Consider the following 18,025-nt stretch of genomic DNA (forward strand, 5'->3'; position numbering starts at 1 on the left):
GCTCACGCAACCGGCACGTCAAACACTTCGCCCGCACGCAGCGGCCGGAAGCGGCCGGGTTCGATACCGCGGGCCGAAAGCGCCTCCTGCAGCGCGGCAACCGGCGCGTCGATCGCCTCGTTGGTCAGCTGGAAGGTCGCGAAATGGTGCCCGGCGACATGGGCGGCGTTGCAGAGTTCCATGCCAGCCACCGCCTCTTCCGGGTTTTGGTGCTGCCCTTTCATGAACCAGCGCGGCTCATACGCGCCGAACGGCAGGATGGCGAGGCGGAAGCCGCCATGCTTCTCCCGCGCCGCCTTGTAATTGATGCCCTCGTGAAAGCCGGTATCGCCGACATGGTAGATCTTGCCTGCGGGCGTCGAGATGACGAAGGCGGCCCAGAGCGCCATGCGCCGGTCGCGCGTGCCGCGGGCCGACCAGTGATGGCAGGGCTCGGCATCGATCGTCACGCCGTCCCAATAGGAAAGCTGGTCGCCCCAGTCCATGTCCGAGACCTTGGCCTCAGGAATGGCGCGATGGATAATCGTGTCATTGCCGAGCGGCGTGATGAAATGCGGACCGTGCTCCTCGAATAGCCTCTTCAGCGTCCTGATATCGAGATGGTCGTAGTGATTGTGCGAGATGAGCAGGATATCGATCGGCGGCAGATCCTCGAAGCGGATGCCGGGCGGCGAAACCCGCCGCGGTCCAGCGAAGGAAAAGGGGCTGGCGCGATCCGACCAGACGGGATCCGTCAGAATATTGAGCCCGGCGACCTGGATCAGCAGGCTCGCATGGCCGATCATCGTCACCCGCAGACTCTCGCCATCGATGCGTTCAGCGGGCTTCGCCGGTGGAAACGGGCTGTAGACCGCCTTCGGCCAGCGGAAGCGCCCGCCGCCGAATTGCCAGCGCATCAGCGCGCGAAAGCCGAGCGGCTCGATCCCTTCAGGATTGAAAAACTGGACGCCGTCGAAATGGTCTGAAACTGGCCCATGATAGTAGGGATTGCGCATCTTGGCGTCGGGCATGGGCAATGGACTCTCGTAGCGGGACGATGCATTTGGGATCGGGCGCGCGGTTTGAGAAGGACCGGAAGAGCGAATTTCCCCGCTTCGGCTTGACTTTCCGGCCGGTTTCCTGTTTACCGCGCCTCAATTCTGCGACGAGCGACATGACTCCGAGCCGCCGACCGGGACCCTGATCCCGGAGGTCCACACCCGACAGCGCGATGCGCCCTCGGGTGCTTTTTGGCTTTGCGTCTTGTTTTCGTCAAGGAAAAGCACAAGGTTTCCGTCATCCCGGAAATCACAAGGAAGAGCCGATGTTTGAAAACCTCCAGGACCGTCTTGGATCCATTCTCAATGGACTGACAGGCCGTGGCGCGCTTTCGGAAGCCGATGTTTCCGCGGCGCTGCGCGAGGTTCGCCGTGCGCTTCTGGAAGCCGACGTCTCGCTGGAAGTCGTTCGTGGCTTCACCGACCGTGTTCGCGAAAAGGCCGTCGGCGCCGAGATCCTGAAGTCGATCAAGCCCGGCCAGATGGTCGTCAAGATCGTCCATGACGAGCTGATCGAGATGCTCGGCGGCGAGGGCGTGGGCGTCGATCTTCATGCCGTAGCGCCCGTCGTCATCATGATGGTCGGTCTGCAGGGCTCCGGTAAGACGACGACTTCGGCAAAGATTGCAAAGCGGCTCACCGACCGCGAAAAGAAGAAGGTGCTGATGGCGTCGCTCGATACGCGCCGTCCGGCCGCCCAGGAACAGTTGCGCCAGCTCGGCGTCCAGACCGGCGTCGATACGCTGCCGGTGATCGCTGGCCAGTCGCCGACCGATATCGCCGCACGCGCCGTCCAGGCTGCGAAGCTCGGTGGCCACGACGTCGTCATTCTCGACACCGCCGGCCGCACGCATATCGACGAGCCCTTGATGGTCGAAATGGCCGACATCAAGAAGAAGTCGAACCCGCATGAAATCCTGCTGGTCGCAGATTCGCTGACCGGTCAGGACGCCGTCAATCTGGCGCGTAATTTCGATGAACGCGTCGGCATTACCGGCCTCGTTCTGACCCGTATGGACGGCGATGGCCGCGGCGGTGCAGCGCTCTCGATGCGCGCCGTCACCGGCAAGCCGATCAAGCTCATCGGTGTCGGCGAGCGCATGGGCGAGCTGGAGGAATTCCATCCCCGCCGTATCGCCGATCGCATCCTCGGCATGGGCGACATCGTTTCGCTGGTCGAGCGAGCCGCCGAAAACATCGACGCCGAAAAGGCGGCTGCCATGGCCGCCAAGATGGCCAAGGGCAAGTTCGACCTGAACGACCTCGCCGATCAGCTGCGCCAGATGCAGAAGATGGGCGGCATGGGCGGCATCATGAGCATGATGCCCGGCATGGCCGGCATGAAGGACAAGATGGCTTCGGCCGGTCTGAACGACAGCCTGTTCGGCCGCCAGCTGGCGATCATCTCGTCGATGACCAAGGCCGAGCGTGCCAACCCCGACATGCTCAAGCACTCCCGCAAGAAGCGCATCGCCGCCGGCTCCGGCACCGACGCCTCCGACATCAACAAGCTTCTGAAGATGCACCGCCAGATGGCGGACATGATGAAGATGATGGGCGGCAAGGGTAAGGGCGGCCTGATGAAGCAGATGATGGGCGGCCTTGCCGGCAAGATGGGTCTTGGCGGCATGGGTGGAATGGGCGGCATGCCCGATCTCTCGAATATCGACCCCAAGCAGCTGGAAGCGCTCCAGAAGCAGGCCGAAGCTGCGGGTCTTGGAAAGCCGGGCGGGGGCATGCCCGGTCTCGGCGGAATGCCGGGTGGTTTGCCCGGGCTCGGTGGCGCCAAGCTGCCGGGTCTCGGCGGTGGTTTCCCGGGTCTTCCCGGTTTGCCGAAGAAGAAGTGAGAGGATCGCCTGCCCCATGATTGATCCAGACGTCAAAGCCCAGCTTTCGGGTTACCGCCAGTCGATCGACAATATCGACGCGGCACTCGTCCATATCCTGGCCGAACGCTTCCGCTGCACCAAAGAGGTCGGCGTGCTCAAGGCCAAGTACCAGCTGCCGCCGGCCGATCCGGCGCGCGAAGAATACCAGATCGAACGCCTTCGCCGCCTGGCGAAGGATGCCAATCTGGATCCGGATTTCGCCGAGAAGTTCCTGAACTTCGTCATCACGGAAGTCATCCGGCATCATGAGCAGATCGCTGCGGACCACGCCGCAGCAAAGTGAACAAACCGCCTCACGAAGCGGTCCAAGAAAGCCTAAGGAGTAAAGAACATGGCACTGAAAATTCGTCTCGCACGCGGTGGTTCCAAGAAGCGCCCGTACTACCACATCGTTCTCGCCGACGCCCGTTCGCCGCGCGATGGCCGTTTCCTCGAGAACCTCGGTTCCTGGAACCCGATGCTGGCCAAGGACAACGACGGCCGCATCAAGCTGAACAACGACCGTATCAAGCATTGGCTTGAGCAGGGCGCACAGCCGACCGACCGCGTTCTCCGCTTCCTCAACGAAGCCGGCCTCGCAAAGCGCGACGCCAAGAGCAACCCGGAAAAGGCAAAGCCGGGCAAGAAGGCTCAGGAGCGCGCTGCTGAAAAGGCTCAGAAGGCTGCTGACGCCGCTGAAGCTGCAGCTTCCGCAGAATAATCCCAGAAGGATTTCCTTATGGGGCGGGCGGCATGGCGACATGCCGCCCGTTTTCGTTTTCAATCCGGTGCACTTCGTTTATGAGAAGCGTGAACTCGGATCGATGCCGGCATTCGAACGAAGGACACCATGACAAAGCTTGAAAACCCGGTGCTGATGGGCACGATCGGCGGCGCGCAGGGCATCCGCGGCGAAGTCCGCGTCAAGCCCTATACCGCTGATGCGACCGCGCTCGGAGATTACGGCCACCTGCACAGCCTCGATGGCCGCGTCTTCGAGGTCCTCGAATTGCGCGAAATGAAGAATATGGTCGTCGTCCGCTTCCGCGGCGTCAACGACCGCAATGCCGCCGAAGCGCTGAATGGCCTCGAACTCTATATCGAGCGCGACAATCTCCCCGACGACGAGCTCGAGGAAGACGAATTCTTCTATGCCGATCTCGAGGGGCTGGAAGCGCTCGACGACAAGGGCGTCAGCTATGGCACGATCACCGGTGTCTTCGATTTCGGCGCCGGCGATCTTCTGGAACTCAAGGGTCCCGGCAAGCGCCCGGTCCTGATCCCCTTCTCTGAGGCCTCCGTGCTGGAGATCGATCTTGAGGGCGGCACGATTCGCATCGATCCGATGGCTGCTGGTCTCGTCGACGATCCCGAGGACATCTCCAAGCTCGCCTCCGGCAAGCCGAAGAAAAAGAAGTAAGTCATGGCCTTCCGGGCAACCGTGCTCACCCTCTATCCGGAGATGTTTCCGGGCCATCTCGGCTTCTCGCTGTCAGGCAAGGCGATGGAGCGCGGGCAGTGGTCGCTGGAACCGGTGCAGATCCGCGATTTCACCACCGACAAGCATCGCACCGTCGACGATACCCCGGCCGGCGGCGGCGCAGGCATGGTGCTGAAGCCCGATGTTCTCGCGCGTGCCATCGATACGGTCTCGGAAAACGACAATCGCCCCCGCCTGCTGATGAGCCCGCGCGGCAAGCCGCTGACGCAGAAGCGCGTTCGCGAGCTCGCCGGGGGCGACGGCGTCATCATCGTCTGCGGCCGCTTCGAAGGTGTCGACCAGCGCGTCATCGATGCGCGTGAGCTGGAAGAGGTCTCGATCGGCGATTACGTGCTATCAGGCGGCGAACCCGCTGCGCTGACCGTCCTGGACGCGATCGTCCGCATCCTGCCGGGTGTCATGGGTAACGATCTCTCCGGCCTGCATGAAAGCTTCGAGGGCGGTCTGCTGGAGCATCCGCATTATACCCGTCCGCAGGAATGGGAAGGCCGGGAAATTCCCGCGGTTCTGACCTCAGGCAACCACGGCGCCATCGAGAAGTGGCGGCATGAACAGGCCGTCGCCCTGACCAGGAAACGACGGCCCGACCTCTTGGAAGAATAGACGCCCGGAGAACCGGGCGCATCATATGTCAGGTGGCGGCGCCGACGGCCGAACCGCGCGTGCTCATGCGCAGCACATAATAAACCAGGCCGCCGATGCCGACGCCGAAGAACCAGCCATAGGTTCCCCACCAATCCGGCAGGATCGAGGTGAAGGTCGGCAGGATCGACGAGAACACCATACCGACAATGAAGGCGATGAAGGCGTTCGTGTGCCAGCCATTCTGGAAGCGGAATTCACCGTTCTCCTGGTAGAGCGCGGCAACATCAAGCTCGCCCTTCCGGATCAGATAGTAGTCGACCATCATGATCCCGAAGATCGGCCCCATCGTCGAACCGATGAAGTTGACGAAATGCGCCGCACCCGTTTCCCACGGAGCGAACGGATAAAGTACCAACGCGATCAGAGCCGCGATATAGCCGCCCCGCTTAAAGCTGATCTGCCGCGGGAAGACGTTCGAGAAATCGAAGGCCGGCGAGACGAAGTTGGCCACGACATTGATGCCGAGCGTGGCGACGGCGAAGGTCAGAGCCGCAAGCAACGCCAGGAACCAGCTGTCGAATTTCGCTGAGATCGCTTCCGGATGCAGCAGCACCTCGCCGTAAACGGTGAAGGCGGCCGTGGTCGTGACACCGGCAACAAGGCAGAAGGCGAGAAGGTTGATCGGCAGACCCCAGAGATTGCCCTTGCGCAAGGTCTTCGTGTCCTTGGCATAGCGCGAGAAGTCGCAGAAGTTCAGGTAGAGCGCTGCGAAATAGGTGATCCAGGTCGCAGCCACGGCGGCAAGTGCCGGGAAGGATCCGGGCTCATAGGAAATGCCTGCGTCCTTGGTCTTTTCGATCAGCACGTCGCGCGGGATTTCGCTGCCGAAGGAGAAGGTGCCTGCCTTGGTGACGAGATAGACGGCAAGAATGAGCATCATGATCCAGACGGCAGGGCCTGCCCAATCCTGGAATTTGCGCACGGTTTCCATACCGCGCTGGATGATCAGCAGCTGCAGCCCCCAGATGATGACGTAGCAGATCACCTCGAGCGTCGAGTGGCCGAGCATATGACTGTTCTGGTGGAAGGCGAGGATGCTGTCGTTGCGGATGAGAAGCGCAACGATGGCGCCGGATGCCGCCGCCGTCTGCGCGCCGTACCAGAAGCAGGCGACGACGGCGCGCACCAGCGCCGGGAGGTTGGCGCCGAACGTGCCGAAGGAGGCGCGCGCGAGAACCGGGAAAGGCACGCCCGTCTTGACGCCGGCATTGCCGACGAGGCTCATGAGGAAGAAGATGACCAGCGAGCCGATGCCGATCGCAATCACGAAGTTGATGAAGCTGCCGCAGAGCAGGAACAGACTGGCGGCGAGATAATAACCCCAAAGACTATGGACGTCGGACGTCCAGACATTGAAGATGCTGAAGGCGCCCCACTTCCTCTCCTCTGCAGGCGCCAGGTCCTCGTTATACAACGAAGGCGATGGATTGCTTATCGACATTCATTCCCCTCCAAATTCCCACGGGTCATGATTTGGCCCGAATCAGAATCTGCTCCTAAATTAGGCATTCGACAAATAATTAATCACTGAAGTCGCAGCCATGATCGCGCGGAGAAGCGCAGCGAACCGCCCGGCATTGCGGATTTTCCGGCGGAGAGGGGTGACAAGGTCTGCGTAATAGGGTATGCGCACGCCCGGAATGGGAAAACTCCCATCAGCCAAGCAAAGAAAAACAGACGAATTCGCTCCTGCCTTCACCGGCATATATCTGAGGCTCGACCAAGGATAGATCGTTCAGAGCGCTCTGGCTGTTGAACCAACAATGAGGTTGAGTCATGAACATCATCCAGCAGCTTGAGGCCGAACAGGTCGCCAAGATCGAAGCCCAGCGCACGCTCCCGGAATTTTCCCCGGGCGACACCGTCCGCGTTAACGTCCGCGTCAAGGAAGGCAACCGTACCCGCGTACAGGCCTACGAAGGCGTTTGCATCGCTCGCTCCGGCGGCGGCCTCCAGGAGAACTTCACGGTTCGTAAGATCTCCTACGGCGAAGGCGTCGAGCGCGTATTCCCGGTTTACTCGCCGGCTGTCGAAAGCGTTGAAATCGTTCGCCGCGGTAAGGTCCGTCGCGCCAAGCTTTACTACCTGCGCGACCGTCGCGGTAAGTCGGCTCGTATCGTCGAGAACACCGGCACCCGCGCCCGCAAGCTGAACGAAGCCGAGCGCGCTGCAGTTGCCGAGGAAAAGGCACGCATCGAAGCTGAAAAGATTGCAGCAGCACAGGCTCTCGCCGCCGAAAAGGCAGCAGCAGAAGCCGCTGAAGCAAAGGCAGCCGCAGAAGCAGCAGCCGCCGCTGAGCCGGCAGCAGAATAAGTTCTGCGAAGCAAAATCATTGCATGAAAAGGCGGTCTTCGGGCCGCCTTTTCTGTTTTAAGGCAGCAACTGCAAGTTCACCGCTCTTGCCATCGCCTTCTCTTCTATGACAGTTTTCGCCAGCCACATTTTTCCGGGGACTTTTCAGCATGCTTTTCCGCCGCACCATTCTCGCAGGCCTTGCCGCTCTCACGCTCTCGCCGCTCGCGGCCGTCGCCGACACCCTGCCCGATCTCGGCGGCAAGACGGTCGTCGTGGTCACCGAGAACGCCTATCCGCCGTTGCAGTTCGTCGACCCGAAGTCCGGCAAGCAGATCGGCTGGGAATATGATGCGATGAACGAGATCGCCAAGCGGCTGAACTTCAAGGTCGAGTACCAGAACACCAGCTGGGACGCGATGATCCAGGCCGTCTCCGACAATCAGTACAACATCGGCATGACCGGCATCACCATCAAGGACGACCGCAAGGCGAAGGTCGATTTCTCCGACCCCTATATGCGCTCGCAGCAATTCATGTTGGTCCGCGCTGATGAGAGCCGCTTCACCGACGGCAAGACCTTCGGCGCCTTCAAGGACGGCCTGGTCGGCGCCCAGCCCGGCACCTCGCCCTTCTACACCGCCGTCTACGAAATCCTCGACGGCAACGAACAGAACCCGCGCATCAAGCTCTTCGAAACCTTCGGCGCCACCGTCCAGGCCCTGAAGACCGGCGACGTCGACACCGTCCTGACCGATGGCGTTGCTGCAAAGGGCTATGTCGATGCCTCGAACGGCACGCTGAAGGTCATCGGTGGCCCGCTCGGCACGGAGGATTTCGGCTTCATCTTCCCGAAGGGTTCCGATCTCGTTGCGCCCGTCAATGCGGCAATTGCCAGCCTGAAGGCCGACGGCACGCTCGACGCCCTGAACAAGAAGTGGTTCCTCGACTACAAGATGGGTCAGTAATTCCGGATCATCGCAGATGGCGCCACATCCATCCCCGCGATCCGAGAAGGGCGACTATCCCTGGTGGCTGGTCGCCCTTGCCATTATCGGCATCATTCTCGCCATCGTCATCGTCACCAACGGCATCTATGCGCAGGTCTTCCAGACCGTCGTCAAGGGCGTGTGGGTAACGGTCTTCGTCACCGTCGTCGCCTTCGCGCTGGCGACGGCGCTCGGCCTCGGCATCGCCCTCCTCGGGCTGTCGGACAGCGTCGTCCTCAGGCAGATCTCGCGCTTTTATATCGAGGTCATCCGCGGCATCCCGATGCTGGTGCTACTCTTCTACGTCGCCTTCGTCGGCGCGCCTGGGATCGTTGCCGCCTATAATTTCCTGATCACGCCGCTCGTCAAAGCCGGCGCCGCCGAGCCTATTCTCGTGCGTGACCTGTCGCTGATGTGGCGGGCCATCATCGCGCTGATGATCGGCTATTCGTCCTTCATCGCCGAGGTCTTCAGGGCAGGCATCCAGTCGGTCGATCACGGCCAGATCGAAGCCGCCAAGGCGCTCGGCCTGTCGCGCTACCACCGCTTCCGGCTGGTCGTCTTCCCGCAGGCGATCAAGGTGATCTTCCCACCGCTCTCCAACGATTTCGTCTCTATGGTGAAGGACAGTTCGCTGGTTTCCGTGCTCGGCGTCTCCGACATCACGCAGATGGGCAAGGTCTATGCGTCAGGCTCATTCCGCTTCTTCGAGACCTATTCGATCGTCACCTACATCTACCTGATCCTGACGATAGGCCTGTCTCTGGCGCTGCGGCGGGTGGAGATGCGCATGCGCCGGACAAGAGGCCGCTAGGCCGCCTCACGATTCGAATTGCCGACACGCGGAAAAATCGCTATATCCAGCGCTATGGAAAGCAAGTTCAAGTGCATTGGCGCGCATATCTTCGTGCTGCAGGACCATTACCGCCTGCCCGCACGCTTCTTTGCGTCCGTTTCCGGTGCGCTCAACAGCCGACTTCGCTGATCGACGCCGGCCGGCGGGCCTTGCCGCCATTTCCCTTTTTCCATTGCATCCAAACACGGATTGAACTGCCATGAGCGCACCGCGTACCCTTTACGATAAGATCTGGGACGATCACCTGGTTGACGAACAGGCTGACGGCACCTGTCTTCTCTACATCGACCGCCACCTGGTCCACGAAGTCACCTCGCCGCAGGCTTTCGAAGGCCTGCGCATGACGAACCGCAAGGTTCGCGCGCCAGAGAAGACTCTGGCGGTGGTCGACCACAACGTTCCGACCTCGCCGGATCGCCACCTCGGCATCAAGAACGAGGAAAGCCGCATCCAGGTCGAGCAGCTCGCCATCAACGCTGCCGAATTCGGCGTCGAATATTACTCCGAGAACGACAAGCGTCAGGGCATCGTCCACATCATCGGACCGGAGCAGGGCTTCACCCTGCCGGGCATGACGATCGTATGCGGTGACAGCCATACCTCGACGCACGGCGCCTTCGGCTCGCTCGCCCATGGTATCGGCACGTCTGAAGTCGAGCACGTTCTCGCCACCCAGACGCTGATCCAGAAGAAGGCGAAGAACATGCTGGTGCAGGTCGATGGCCAGCTTCCGGCAGGCGTCACCGCCAAGGACATCGTTCTCGCCATCATCGGCGAGATCGGCACCGCAGGTGGTACCGGCTACGTCATCGAATATGCCGGCGAAGCCATTCGCGCGCTGTCGATGGAAGGCCGCATGACGATCTGCAACATGTCGATCGAAGGCGGCGCCCGCGCCGGCCTGATCGCGCCTGACGAGATCACCTTCGAATACCTGAAGGACAAGCCCCGCGCGCCGAAGGGCGAAGCACTGGAACAGGCGATCGCCTACTGGAAGACGCTGAAGACCGACGAAGGCGCGCATTACGACCGCATCGTCAAGCTCAACGCCGCCGAACTGCCGCCGATCGTTTCCTGGGGCTCCTCGCCCGAGGACGTTATCTCGGTTCAGGGCATCGTTCCGAACCCTGATGATATCCAGGACGAGACCAAGCGCACCTCCAAGTGGCGCGCGCTCGACTATATGGGCCTGAAGCCCGGTACGCCGATCACCGATATCAGCATCGATCGCGTCTTCATCGGCTCCTGCACCAACGGCCGCATCGAAGACCTGCGTGAAGTCGCCAAGGTCGTCGAAGGCAAGACCGTTGCTTCCACCGTCAACGCCATGATCGTTCCGGGCTCCGGCCTCGTGAAGGAACAGGCCGAGAAGGAAGGCCTGGACAAGATCTTCAAGGCTGCCGGCTTCGACTGGCGCGAGCCGGGCTGCTCGATGTGCCTCGCCATGAACGACGACCGCCTGAAGCCGGGCGAGCGCTGCGCCTCGACCTCTAACCGCAACTTCGAGGGCCGCCAGGGCTTCAAGGGCCGCACGCATCTCGTTTCGCCGGCCATGGCCGCCGCTGCGGCGATTGCCGGCCACTTCGTCGATATCCGTGAATGGAACTGAGCGTTTAACTCATAGAACAAAAAAGGGCGGCCTCAAGCCGCCCTTTTTATTTTGATCAGAACGTCGCCGTATACGGATCCGGCCCCATCCGCGCGCCCTTGTCGTCGAGCTTGGTGATCGCAGCCATATCCTCGGCATCCAGCTTGAAATCGAAAACCTTGAAGTTTTCTTCGATGCGCGAGGGAGTCACCGACTTCGGGATGACCACGAGGCCGGTATCGATATGCCAGCGGATGATCACCTGCGCCGGCGTCTTGCCATGCTTCTTGGCGATGGTGCCGATCACCGGGTTGGCGATGAACTTGCCCTGGCCGAGCGGGCTCCAGGATTCGGTGACGATATTGAGCTTCTTGTGCGCTTCCTGAGCCGCCTTCTGCTGGAAGTCGGGATGCAACTCGATCTGGTTGATCACCGGCACGACGCCGGTATCGCCAATGATGTGTTCCAGATGATCGGGATAGAAGTTCGAGACGCCGATCGAGCGCGCCCGGCCCTCTTCCTTGATCTTGACGAAGGCCTTCCAGGTCTCGCGGTAGAGCCCGCGATGCGGCGAGGGCCAATGCACGAGGTAGAGATCGACATAGTCCATGCCGAGCTTCTTCAGGCTGCCGTCGAAGGCGCGCAGCGTATTGTCGTAGCCCTGATCGGTGTTGCGCAGCTTGGTGGTGATGAACACGTCCTTGCGGTCGAGACCGGAAGAACGGAAGCCTTCGCCGACACCTTGCTCGTTGTCGTAGCCGGATGCCGTATCGATGTGGCGGTAGCCGGCTTCCAGCGCCTTCAGCACTGTCGGCGCGGCGATATCCTGCGGCGTCTGCCAGACGCCGAGGCCGACCTGCGGGATGGAATGTCCGTCATGGAAAGTAATAATGGGTTGATTGGCCACAATATGTCTCCGTCAGTTTGAAAGCCGGCGCGCCGGGCAGCGCGACGTCGAAAAGCCATATAGGACGGCGGCGAAGAATTATCACCCCTTGAGATTCAGAGAACCCGGACGACCGTCCCCTTGCGCATGTGGGGAAGCATCCGGCGCATGTCCTGCGGTTTGACGGCGACACAGCCATCCGTCGGCTGATAGCCCGGGCGGATCAGGTGGAAGAAGATCGCCGAGCCGCGATGGCGCGCCCGCGACGAGACGTTCCAGTCCATGACGAGGCAGACGTCGTAGAGCCCGTCCTTGCGCTTCAGCTCCTCGTGGCTCGGCTTGAAGGGTGCCTTGACCAGCCGGTTATAATTGGCGTTCTCGGCCTGATCGCACCAGAGCATCCCGGCGCGGATCCGCGAAAGAGCAAGCGGCGTTGTGAGCCGCTGCGGGCGCTCGCCGCGCCGGAAGCCGTAAAGCAGCTTCATCGCCGCGACGGGCGTTGCCCCGTCGCCCTCACGCTTCAGGATGCTGCGCCCGGTCCGGCCGATCGCCGCAGGCACGACGATAGGCCCGCATTGCACCAGCGCCCGGCTCTTTTTCCCCGGTTGAGGCCTTACAAGGATGGTGGAGATGCGCTTCGGCGCTCTCTGCCTTGTTTTTTCCATTATTCTCACATGTTTTTGTTTTGCTTGGATGTTCGATGAAATCATATCGATCCGAGCCCCGCAACCGCGCGTCTTGTGCTCTTTGCCAATCGTCGAATTTGGCGTAGGACTTGTAAGACGGAACCTGAGGAACAGACCCGCATGACCGCACGCACCATTCTACTGGTGGATGACGATGACGACCTCCGCGAAACCCTGACGGAGCAGCTGTCGCTCTATGAGGAGTTCACGGTTCTCCAGGAATCGACCGCCGGCAAGGGTGTGCAGGCGGCGCGCAGCGCGCCTGTGGACCTCCTGATCATGGACGTCGGTCTGCCCGACATGGATGGCCGCGAGGCCGTCAAGCTGCTCCGCAAGGGCGGCTTCAAGGCGCCGATCATCATGCTGACGGGTCACGATACCGATTCCGACACGATTCTGGGCCTCGAGGCCGGCGCCAACGACTATGTCACCAAGCCCTTCCGCTTCGCCGTCCTGCTCGCCCGCATCCGCGTGCAGCTGCGTCAGCACGAGCAGAGCGAAGACGCGACCTTCACGGTCGGCCCCTACCTCTTCAAGCCGAGCCAGAAGCTGCTGACCGCCGAAAACGGCCAGAAGATCCGCCTGACCGAAAAGGAAGCGGCGATCATCCGATATCTCTACCGCGCCGAACAGAAGGTCGTGACCCGCGACGTGCTGCTCGAAGAGGTCTGGGGCTACAATTCCGGCGTAACGACGCATACGCTCGAAACCCACGTCTACCGCCTGCGCCAAAAGATCGAGCGCGACCCCTCCAACGCCGAAATCCTCGTTACCGAGAACGGCGGCTACAAGATCATACCGTGAGGCAGATGCGCAGATGGCGCTGACCGACGACATCCATACGCTCTCGCAGCTGCCCTTGTTCAACGGCATGTCCGACGATCAGCTTCGGCTGATCGCCTTCGGCGCCGACCGCCGCATCATCTCCACCGGGCAGATGCTGTTTCGAGAGGGATCACCGGCGGAAAGCGCCTATGTCGTGACCAGCGGCGCGCTGGAGCTGACGGTGATGGACAAGGATGGACATCACCGCGTCCAGCATGTCGCCGGACCGGGCACGCTCTTGTCGGAGCTCGCGCTGGTGACGCTCGTCGAGCGCAAGTACACGGCGGTCGCCCGCGAGGACACCGGCATCATCCGCATCACCCGCGCACTCTTCCATCGCCTCATCGAGGAATATCCGGAAGCCGCAAAGCTGATCGAAAACCGCATCCGCGACAACATCGCCGCGCTCGCCGCCCGGGCGACGGCGCAGCTGCATCGCTTCTCCTGATCAGAGATTGAAGTACGCCGTGACGGGCACATGGTCCGACGGCTTCTCCCAGCCGCGCGCTTCCTTGAGGATATCGACGCGCTGAAGCACCGGGCCGAGATCGGAGGACGACCAGATATGGTCGAGGCGGCGGCCCTTGTCGGCCGCTTCCCAGTCCTTGGCGCGGTAGCTCCACCACGTGTAGAGCTTCTCGTTGGCAGGCACATGCTGGCGCATCAGGTCGAGCCAGGCGCCGCGCTTGATGACCTCCAATAGCCCCTCGGTTTCGACAGGCGTATGGCTGACGATCTTCAGGAGCTGCTTGTGCGACCAGACATCGTGCTCCAGCGGCGCGATGTTGAGATCGCCGACGAGGATGGCTGAAGTATTCACCTCGGCTTCCGCCTTCAGGAGCTTCATCTCCTCGATGAAGTTCAGCTTGTGCTCGAATTTCGGATTGATCGCCGGATCCGGCTCGTCGCCACCTGCCGGAACGTAGAAGTTATGCAGGCGCACACGGCGGCCGCCGCGCTCGAAGATTGCCGAGATGTGGCGGGCATGGCCGACGCTGCCGTAATCGAAACTGTGATCCTCGGTCAGCGGAATGCGCGAGGCGATCGCCACCCCATGATAGCCCTTCTGCCCGTGGATGATGATGTGCTCGTAGCCCATTGCCCGCAGTGGCGCGAGCGGGAAGAGCTCGTTCGGAACCTTGGTTTCCTGCAGGCAGAGAATATCCGGCTGATGCTTCATCAGAAACTTCTCGACGATCGGCATGCGCAGCCGCACGGAATTGATGTTCCAGGTCGTGATCGAGAAGCTCATGCCAATGCCTTTCATCAGGGGTCGCAGAGGCTTTAGAGCAAAGCAACGCCAGAGGAAACGGGCCGCAAACAAAAACGCCCGGACGAAGCCGGGCGTTTCCAGAAATCGCAGAAGGCAGGATCAGTCGCGATAGGCGGCGGTGCCCGGGATGCTCTCGTAGGGCACCCTGAAGACCTTGTCGTCGAACTGCACGCCGGTCTTGACGTTGAACACCATGACGGAGGTGTCCTTGCCCTGATTGTCGGTGATCGTCCACTGACGCAGATCGTAGGTCTTCGGATCGAACATCATGGTGATCGTCGAATTGCCGAACACCGTGTTGTTGCCGAGCGCGATCGTCGTCAGGTCGGACTCTTCCTTGACGCTCTTTACCGAGCCATCGTTCAGGTTGATCTTCTGCGCGAGCAGCAGGCTAAGAGGCGTCTTCGACAGCGGGTAGAGGTTCCAGGTCTTGAGCTTCAGGTTACCCACGGCAACGTTCTTTCCATCGGCGATCACGCGGATCGGCGACGGGTCGTCGTAGTTGAAGCGCAGCTTGCCCGGGCGCTGGATGAAGAACTTGCCGCCGGTCTGTTCACCGCGCGGTCCGAACTGCACGAACTCACCCTGCATGGTGCCGACGCTCGAGAAGTGGTCGGCAATCGCCTGAGCCGTCGCCGAACCTCCGGCAGCAGCCTGAGCGAAGACATTGACCGGCAGGGCCGCAGACGCAGCCACCAGCGCCATCGCGCCCAGCATATGGCGGCGCGTCAGCGAAAAGCCTTCGAGGAAGGAATCGGAGTTGTTCATCTAAGTCTCCTTTATGCGACCTGCTTGCTGCCGAAAGGCGGCGTCTTCATGGCGCAGAAGCATGGCTGAAGCAGGTAACGTTTTCGAGGCGATCAGGTTTCCGTGAAGTTGTTGCCTCGAAAGATTTTTTTCGGCCTCTAGCGATCGAGTATATCACCTTCGGTCGGAACGAGAATCTCGCGTTTACCGGCATGGTTCGCCGGACCGACGACCCCTTCCTTCTCCATACGCTCGATCAGCGATGCGGCACGGTTATAGCCGATGCCGAGACGGCGCTGGATGTAGGAGGTCGAGGCCTTGCCATCACGGAGGACGACGGCCACCGCCTGATCATAGGGATCGTCGGAATCGGCGAGATTGGAGGTGCCGGCCGGGCCGCCGCCGTAATCGTCGTCTTCATCGTCGTCAGCAGTAATCGCGTCGAGATATTGCGGCGCGCCCTGGGTCTTCAGGAACGAGACGATCTCTTCGACTTCCATATCGGCCACGAACGGACCGTGGACGCGCTGGATACGGCCGCCACCGGCCATGTAGAGCATGTCGCCCATACCGAGCAGCTGCTCGGCGCCCTGTTCGCCAAGGATCGTGCGGCTGTCGATCTTTGAGGTGACCTGGAACGAGATACGGGTCGGGAAGTTTGCCTTGATCGTGCCGGTGATGACGTCGACCGACGGACGCTGGGTCGCCATGATGACGTGGATGCCGGCGGCACGCGCCATCTGCGCCAGACGCTGAACGGCGCCTTCGATATCCTTGCCCGCGACCATCATCAGGTCGGCCATTTCGTCGATGATCACGACGATATACGGCATCGGCTGCAGATCGAATTCTTCCGTCTCGTACATCGCCTCGCCGGTGTGGCGGTCGAAACCGGTCTGGACGGTGCGCGAAATCTGCTCGCCCTTGGCAAGCGCCTGCTCGACGCGGGCGTTGAAGCCGTCGATGTTGCGCACGCCGATCTTCGACATCTTCTTGTAGCGCTCTTCCATCTCGCGGACGGTCCACTTGAGCGCCACGACGGCCTTCTTCGGATCGGTCACAACAGGCGAGAGCAGATGCGGAATGCCGTCGTAGACGGAGAGTTCGAGCATCTTCGGATCGATCATGATCAGGCGGCACTGCTCCGGAGTCATCCGATAGAGCAGCGACAGGATCATCGTATTGATGGCGACCGACTTGCCCGAACCGGTGGTACCGGCAACGAGGAGATGCGGCATCTTCGCGAGGTCGGCGATGACGGCTTCGCCGCCGATCGTCTTGCCGAGCGCCATGGCGAGCTTCGCCTTGGATCCCTCGAAGTCGCGCGATGCGATGAGTTCGCGCAGGTAGACGGTTTCACGGGTCGAGTTCGGCAGTTCGATACCGATCGCATTGCGGCCCGGGACGACGGCGACGCGGGCGGCGATCGCGCTCATCGAGCGGGCGATATCGTCGGCAAGACCGATGACGCGCGACGACTTGATGCCGGGAGCCGGCTCCAGCTCGTACAGCGTGACGACCGGGCCGGGGCGGACATGGATGATCTCGCCCTTGACACCGAAATCTTCGAGAACGCCCTCAAGCATGCGGGCATTCTGCTCCAGCGCGTCGGCCGAGAGCGAGGAATCGCGCACAACATTCTTCGGCTCCGCCAGAAGATGCATCGGCGGCAGCTGGAAGCCTTCGGGGCGAATGAAGCTGCCCTGCGATTCACGATCGACGCGGGCACCCGGCTTGGGACGAGATGCAGCGGGAGTGACGCGCGGCTCCGGCTTACCACCGTTGGAGCGCGCCGGAGCGCGCATCATCCAGGCATCTTCATCATCGTCAGGCAGGATGTCGGCAGGACGCGGCGGCATGTCCGTATCGAACGGCGCGTCATCATCGTCATCGTTGAGCGAGATCGACGGTGCGGAAACGACGCGGCGCTGCGAGCCCGCACCCATCTCCATCGACGGATCCATGCGCTCGCCGCGGCCGGCCGGCGTCTTGGCGCGAACCGGTTCGTTGAGCTTGCCGAACTCGTCGTCGTTGAAGTCGTAAGGCGATTCGAAATCGCTCTGGCGGCGCTTGCGCGGACCCATGCCGAAGACGCGGCGCATGCGCGCCTGGCTCATGTACCAGGCATGCGTCAGCGCTCCAAAGGCAAGCCAGCCACCCTCGTCGTCGCCATCGTCCTCATCGGCTTCGCCGACCGAGCGCGCCTTGGAAGGCGTCGCGGCAGCGTAGTCTTCGGCGAAGTCCTCATCCTCTTCGGTACGGCCGACGAGACCGGCAGCAAACAGCATCATCCAGACCGTCGGAATGGCGAAGACGCAGCCGACGGCAGTTGCGAAGGTGCCGGTCGGGTAGGCGCCGACGAAGAGGGCCGGAAAGCGCAGGATCATGTCGCCGACGACACCGCCGATACCGTTCGGAATCGGCCAGGTGAGCGGCGGCGGGAAGCAGCCGACAACGGCCGAGGACAGCACCGAGCCGAGGGCCCATGCACCGCCACGGGCCGGAATGCGGCTGATATGGCGGCCGGAGATCAGGGAGAGCGCCCAGGCGACGACCGGCAGCAGGGCGATGACGCTGGCGAGGCCGAAGAACTGCATGGCGATATCGGCGAAGGCGGCGCCGCTATAGCCGAGTATGTTGGTGGGAGCATTGCCGGTGGCATAGGAATAGCTCGGATCGGCGACATTCCAGGTTGCCAGCGCTGCGACGGCAAGCGCCAGCATCAGGAAGATCGCAAAGCCCAGAAGAGCCTGCGCCTGCCTGAACAGGAACCCCGAAAGGGAGAAACGGTCCGGCCGGCTATCGATCGCCGGCGACGTGCTTCTTGCCATG

Annotated in this window: 18 protein-coding genes; 11 read left to right on the plus strand and 7 right to left on the minus strand. The window is 61.7% G+C overall.

All coding sequences use genetic code 11. The features are described 5' to 3' along the window. Nucleotides 1–2: 2 nt before the first annotated feature. Nucleotides 3–1,010: an MBL fold metallo-hydrolase gene (locus tag ABIE40_RS18330; protein ID WP_502944794.1), complete on the minus strand. Its 1,008-nt coding sequence runs from the start codon at nucleotides 1,008–1,010 to the stop codon at nucleotides 3–5. 293 nt (nucleotides 1,011–1,303) lie between these two features. On the opposite strand from ABIE40_RS18330, the gene ffh reads away from it, so the two are divergent. The 5 genes from ffh to trmD all read left to right on the plus strand — a co-directional run bounded on the left by ffh (nucleotide 1,304) and on the right by trmD (nucleotide 5,009). Continuing rightward, nucleotides 1,304–2,884, plus strand: coding sequence for a signal recognition particle protein (gene ffh / locus ABIE40_RS18335; RefSeq protein ID WP_199627911.1), 1,581 nt, complete (start codon nucleotides 1,304–1,306; stop codon nucleotides 2,882–2,884). Nucleotides 2,885–2,900: 16 nt separating this feature from the next. Next, nucleotides 2,901–3,209, plus strand: a complete 309-nt coding sequence (locus ABIE40_RS18340) for a chorismate mutase (RefSeq protein ID WP_112718363.1) — start codon at nucleotides 2,901–2,903, stop codon at nucleotides 3,207–3,209. Nucleotides 3,210–3,257: 48 nt separating this feature from the next. Further along, a complete protein-coding gene (gene rpsP / locus ABIE40_RS18345; RefSeq protein WP_112718361.1) occupies nucleotides 3,258–3,626 on the plus strand; it encodes a 30S ribosomal protein S16 in 369 nt (122 codons plus the stop codon). A 129-nt stretch (nucleotides 3,627–3,755) separates the two neighbouring features. Beyond that, nucleotides 3,756–4,325: a ribosome maturation factor RimM gene (gene rimM, locus ABIE40_RS18350; RefSeq protein WP_112718359.1), complete on the plus strand. Its 570-nt coding sequence runs from the start codon at nucleotides 3,756–3,758 to the stop codon at nucleotides 4,323–4,325. Between the two features lie 3 nt (nucleotides 4,326–4,328). Beyond that, nucleotides 4,329–5,009, plus strand: coding sequence for a tRNA (guanosine(37)-N1)-methyltransferase TrmD (gene trmD / locus ABIE40_RS18355; RefSeq protein ID WP_130283189.1), 681 nt, complete (start codon nucleotides 4,329–4,331; stop codon nucleotides 5,007–5,009). Between the two features lie 28 nt (nucleotides 5,010–5,037). On the opposite strand, the gene ABIE40_RS18360 is transcribed toward trmD, so the two are convergent. Continuing rightward, complete coding sequence (locus ABIE40_RS18360; protein WP_112718355.1) at nucleotides 5,038–6,492, minus strand: NCS1 family nucleobase:cation symporter-1; 1,455 nt, start codon at nucleotides 6,490–6,492, stop codon at nucleotides 5,038–5,040. 335 nt (nucleotides 6,493–6,827) lie between these two features. Here ABIE40_RS18360 and rplS point away from each other — a divergent pair, with 335 nt between their 5' ends. From rplS to leuC, 4 genes are all read left to right on the plus strand, one after another. Further along, complete coding sequence (gene rplS, locus ABIE40_RS18365; RefSeq protein ID WP_112718353.1) at nucleotides 6,828–7,364, plus strand: 50S ribosomal protein L19; 537 nt, start codon at nucleotides 6,828–6,830, stop codon at nucleotides 7,362–7,364. A gap of 149 nt (nucleotides 7,365–7,513) precedes the next feature. Further along, nucleotides 7,514–8,311, plus strand: a complete 798-nt coding sequence (locus tag ABIE40_RS18370; RefSeq protein WP_112718351.1) for a transporter substrate-binding domain-containing protein — start codon at nucleotides 7,514–7,516, stop codon at nucleotides 8,309–8,311. Between the two features lie 16 nt (nucleotides 8,312–8,327). Beyond that, nucleotides 8,328–9,146: an amino acid ABC transporter permease gene (locus tag ABIE40_RS18375; protein WP_199627912.1), complete on the plus strand. Its 819-nt coding sequence runs from the start codon at nucleotides 8,328–8,330 to the stop codon at nucleotides 9,144–9,146. Between the two features lie 241 nt (nucleotides 9,147–9,387). Beyond that, on the plus strand, nucleotides 9,388–10,797 hold the full coding sequence (gene leuC, locus ABIE40_RS18380) for a 3-isopropylmalate dehydratase large subunit (protein ID WP_112718341.1): 1,410 nt from the start codon (nucleotides 9,388–9,390) through the stop codon (nucleotides 10,795–10,797). A gap of 55 nt (nucleotides 10,798–10,852) precedes the next feature. On the opposite strand, the gene ABIE40_RS18385 is transcribed toward leuC, so the two are convergent. Both ABIE40_RS18385 and ABIE40_RS18390 read right to left on the minus strand, forming a co-directional pair. Then, on the minus strand, nucleotides 10,853–11,683 hold the full coding sequence (locus tag ABIE40_RS18385) for an aldo/keto reductase (RefSeq protein ID WP_199627913.1): 831 nt from the start codon (nucleotides 11,681–11,683) through the stop codon (nucleotides 10,853–10,855). 95 nt (nucleotides 11,684–11,778) lie between these two features. After that, the gene (locus ABIE40_RS18390) at nucleotides 11,779–12,327 is read right to left on the minus strand and encodes a L,D-transpeptidase family protein (RefSeq protein ID WP_130283181.1); all 549 of its coding nucleotides are present in this window, start codon (nucleotides 12,325–12,327) and stop codon (nucleotides 11,779–11,781) included. Between the two features lie 141 nt (nucleotides 12,328–12,468). On the opposite strand from ABIE40_RS18390, the gene ABIE40_RS18395 reads away from it, so the two are divergent. After that, entirely contained in the window at nucleotides 12,469–13,152 is a 684-nt protein-coding gene (locus tag ABIE40_RS18395; RefSeq protein WP_112718335.1) for a response regulator transcription factor, read from the plus strand. A 13-nt stretch (nucleotides 13,153–13,165) separates the two neighbouring features. After that, nucleotides 13,166–13,621: a cyclic nucleotide-binding domain-containing protein gene (locus ABIE40_RS18400; RefSeq protein ID WP_112718333.1), complete on the plus strand. Its 456-nt coding sequence runs from the start codon at nucleotides 13,166–13,168 to the stop codon at nucleotides 13,619–13,621. Here ABIE40_RS18400 and xth read toward each other — a convergent pair whose 3' ends face one another. The 3 genes from xth to ABIE40_RS18415 all read right to left on the minus strand — a co-directional run bounded on the left by xth (nucleotide 13,622) and on the right by ABIE40_RS18415 (nucleotide 18,024). After that, on the minus strand, nucleotides 13,622–14,425 hold the full coding sequence (gene xth / locus ABIE40_RS18405) for an exodeoxyribonuclease III (RefSeq protein WP_199628065.1): 804 nt from the start codon (nucleotides 14,423–14,425) through the stop codon (nucleotides 13,622–13,624). It abuts the gene before it with no gap. Between the two features lie 120 nt (nucleotides 14,426–14,545). Beyond that, complete coding sequence (locus ABIE40_RS18410; protein ID WP_199627914.1) at nucleotides 14,546–15,214, minus strand: outer membrane lipoprotein carrier protein LolA; 669 nt, start codon at nucleotides 15,212–15,214, stop codon at nucleotides 14,546–14,548. Between the two features lie 137 nt (nucleotides 15,215–15,351). Then, a complete protein-coding gene (locus tag ABIE40_RS18415) occupies nucleotides 15,352–18,024 on the minus strand; it encodes an FtsK/SpoIIIE family DNA translocase (RefSeq protein ID WP_199627915.1) in 2,673 nt (890 codons plus the stop codon). Between the last annotated feature and the right edge of the window lies 1 nt (nucleotide 18,025).

Source organism: Rhizobium sp. OAE497, assembly GCF_040546565.1.
Taxonomy (GTDB): domain Bacteria; phylum Pseudomonadota; class Alphaproteobacteria; order Rhizobiales; family Rhizobiaceae; genus Rhizobium.

Coding starts and splice junctions, on each gene's coding strand:
- ABIE40_RS18390 (WP_130283181.1), bottom strand. CDS start 12,327: ATGGAAAAAACAAGGCAGAGAGCGCCGAAGCGCATCTCCACCATCCTT.
- ABIE40_RS18360 (WP_112718355.1), bottom strand. CDS start 6,492: ATGTCGATAAGCAATCCATCGCCTTCGTTGTATAACGAGGACCTGGCG.
- rimM (WP_112718359.1), top strand. CDS start 3,756: ATGACAAAGCTTGAAAACCCGGTGCTGATGGGCACGATCGGCGGCGCG.
- rpsP (WP_112718361.1), top strand. CDS start 3,258: ATGGCACTGAAAATTCGTCTCGCACGCGGTGGTTCCAAGAAGCGCCCG.
- ABIE40_RS18370 (WP_112718351.1), top strand. CDS start 7,514: ATGCTTTTCCGCCGCACCATTCTCGCAGGCCTTGCCGCTCTCACGCTC.
- rplS (WP_112718353.1), top strand. CDS start 6,828: ATGAACATCATCCAGCAGCTTGAGGCCGAACAGGTCGCCAAGATCGAA.
- ABIE40_RS18400 (WP_112718333.1), top strand. CDS start 13,166: ATGGCGCTGACCGACGACATCCATACGCTCTCGCAGCTGCCCTTGTTC.
- ABIE40_RS18340 (WP_112718363.1), top strand. CDS start 2,901: ATGATTGATCCAGACGTCAAAGCCCAGCTTTCGGGTTACCGCCAGTCG.
- ABIE40_RS18415 (WP_199627915.1), bottom strand. CDS start 18,024: ATGGCAAGAAGCACGTCGCCGGCGATCGATAGCCGGCCGGACCGTTTC.
- ABIE40_RS18410 (WP_199627914.1), bottom strand. CDS start 15,214: ATGAACAACTCCGATTCCTTCCTCGAAGGCTTTTCGCTGACGCGCCGC.
- ffh (WP_199627911.1), top strand. CDS start 1,304: ATGTTTGAAAACCTCCAGGACCGTCTTGGATCCATTCTCAATGGACTG.
- leuC (WP_112718341.1), top strand. CDS start 9,388: ATGAGCGCACCGCGTACCCTTTACGATAAGATCTGGGACGATCACCTG.
- ABIE40_RS18395 (WP_112718335.1), top strand. CDS start 12,469: ATGACCGCACGCACCATTCTACTGGTGGATGACGATGACGACCTCCGC.
- trmD (WP_130283189.1), top strand. CDS start 4,329: ATGGCCTTCCGGGCAACCGTGCTCACCCTCTATCCGGAGATGTTTCCG.
- ABIE40_RS18375 (WP_199627912.1), top strand. CDS start 8,328: ATGGCGCCACATCCATCCCCGCGATCCGAGAAGGGCGACTATCCCTGG.
- xth (WP_199628065.1), bottom strand. CDS start 14,425: ATGAGCTTCTCGATCACGACCTGGAACATCAATTCCGTGCGGCTGCGC.
- ABIE40_RS18330 (WP_502944794.1), bottom strand. CDS start 1,010: ATGCCCGACGCCAAGATGCGCAATCCCTACTATCATGGGCCAGTTTCA.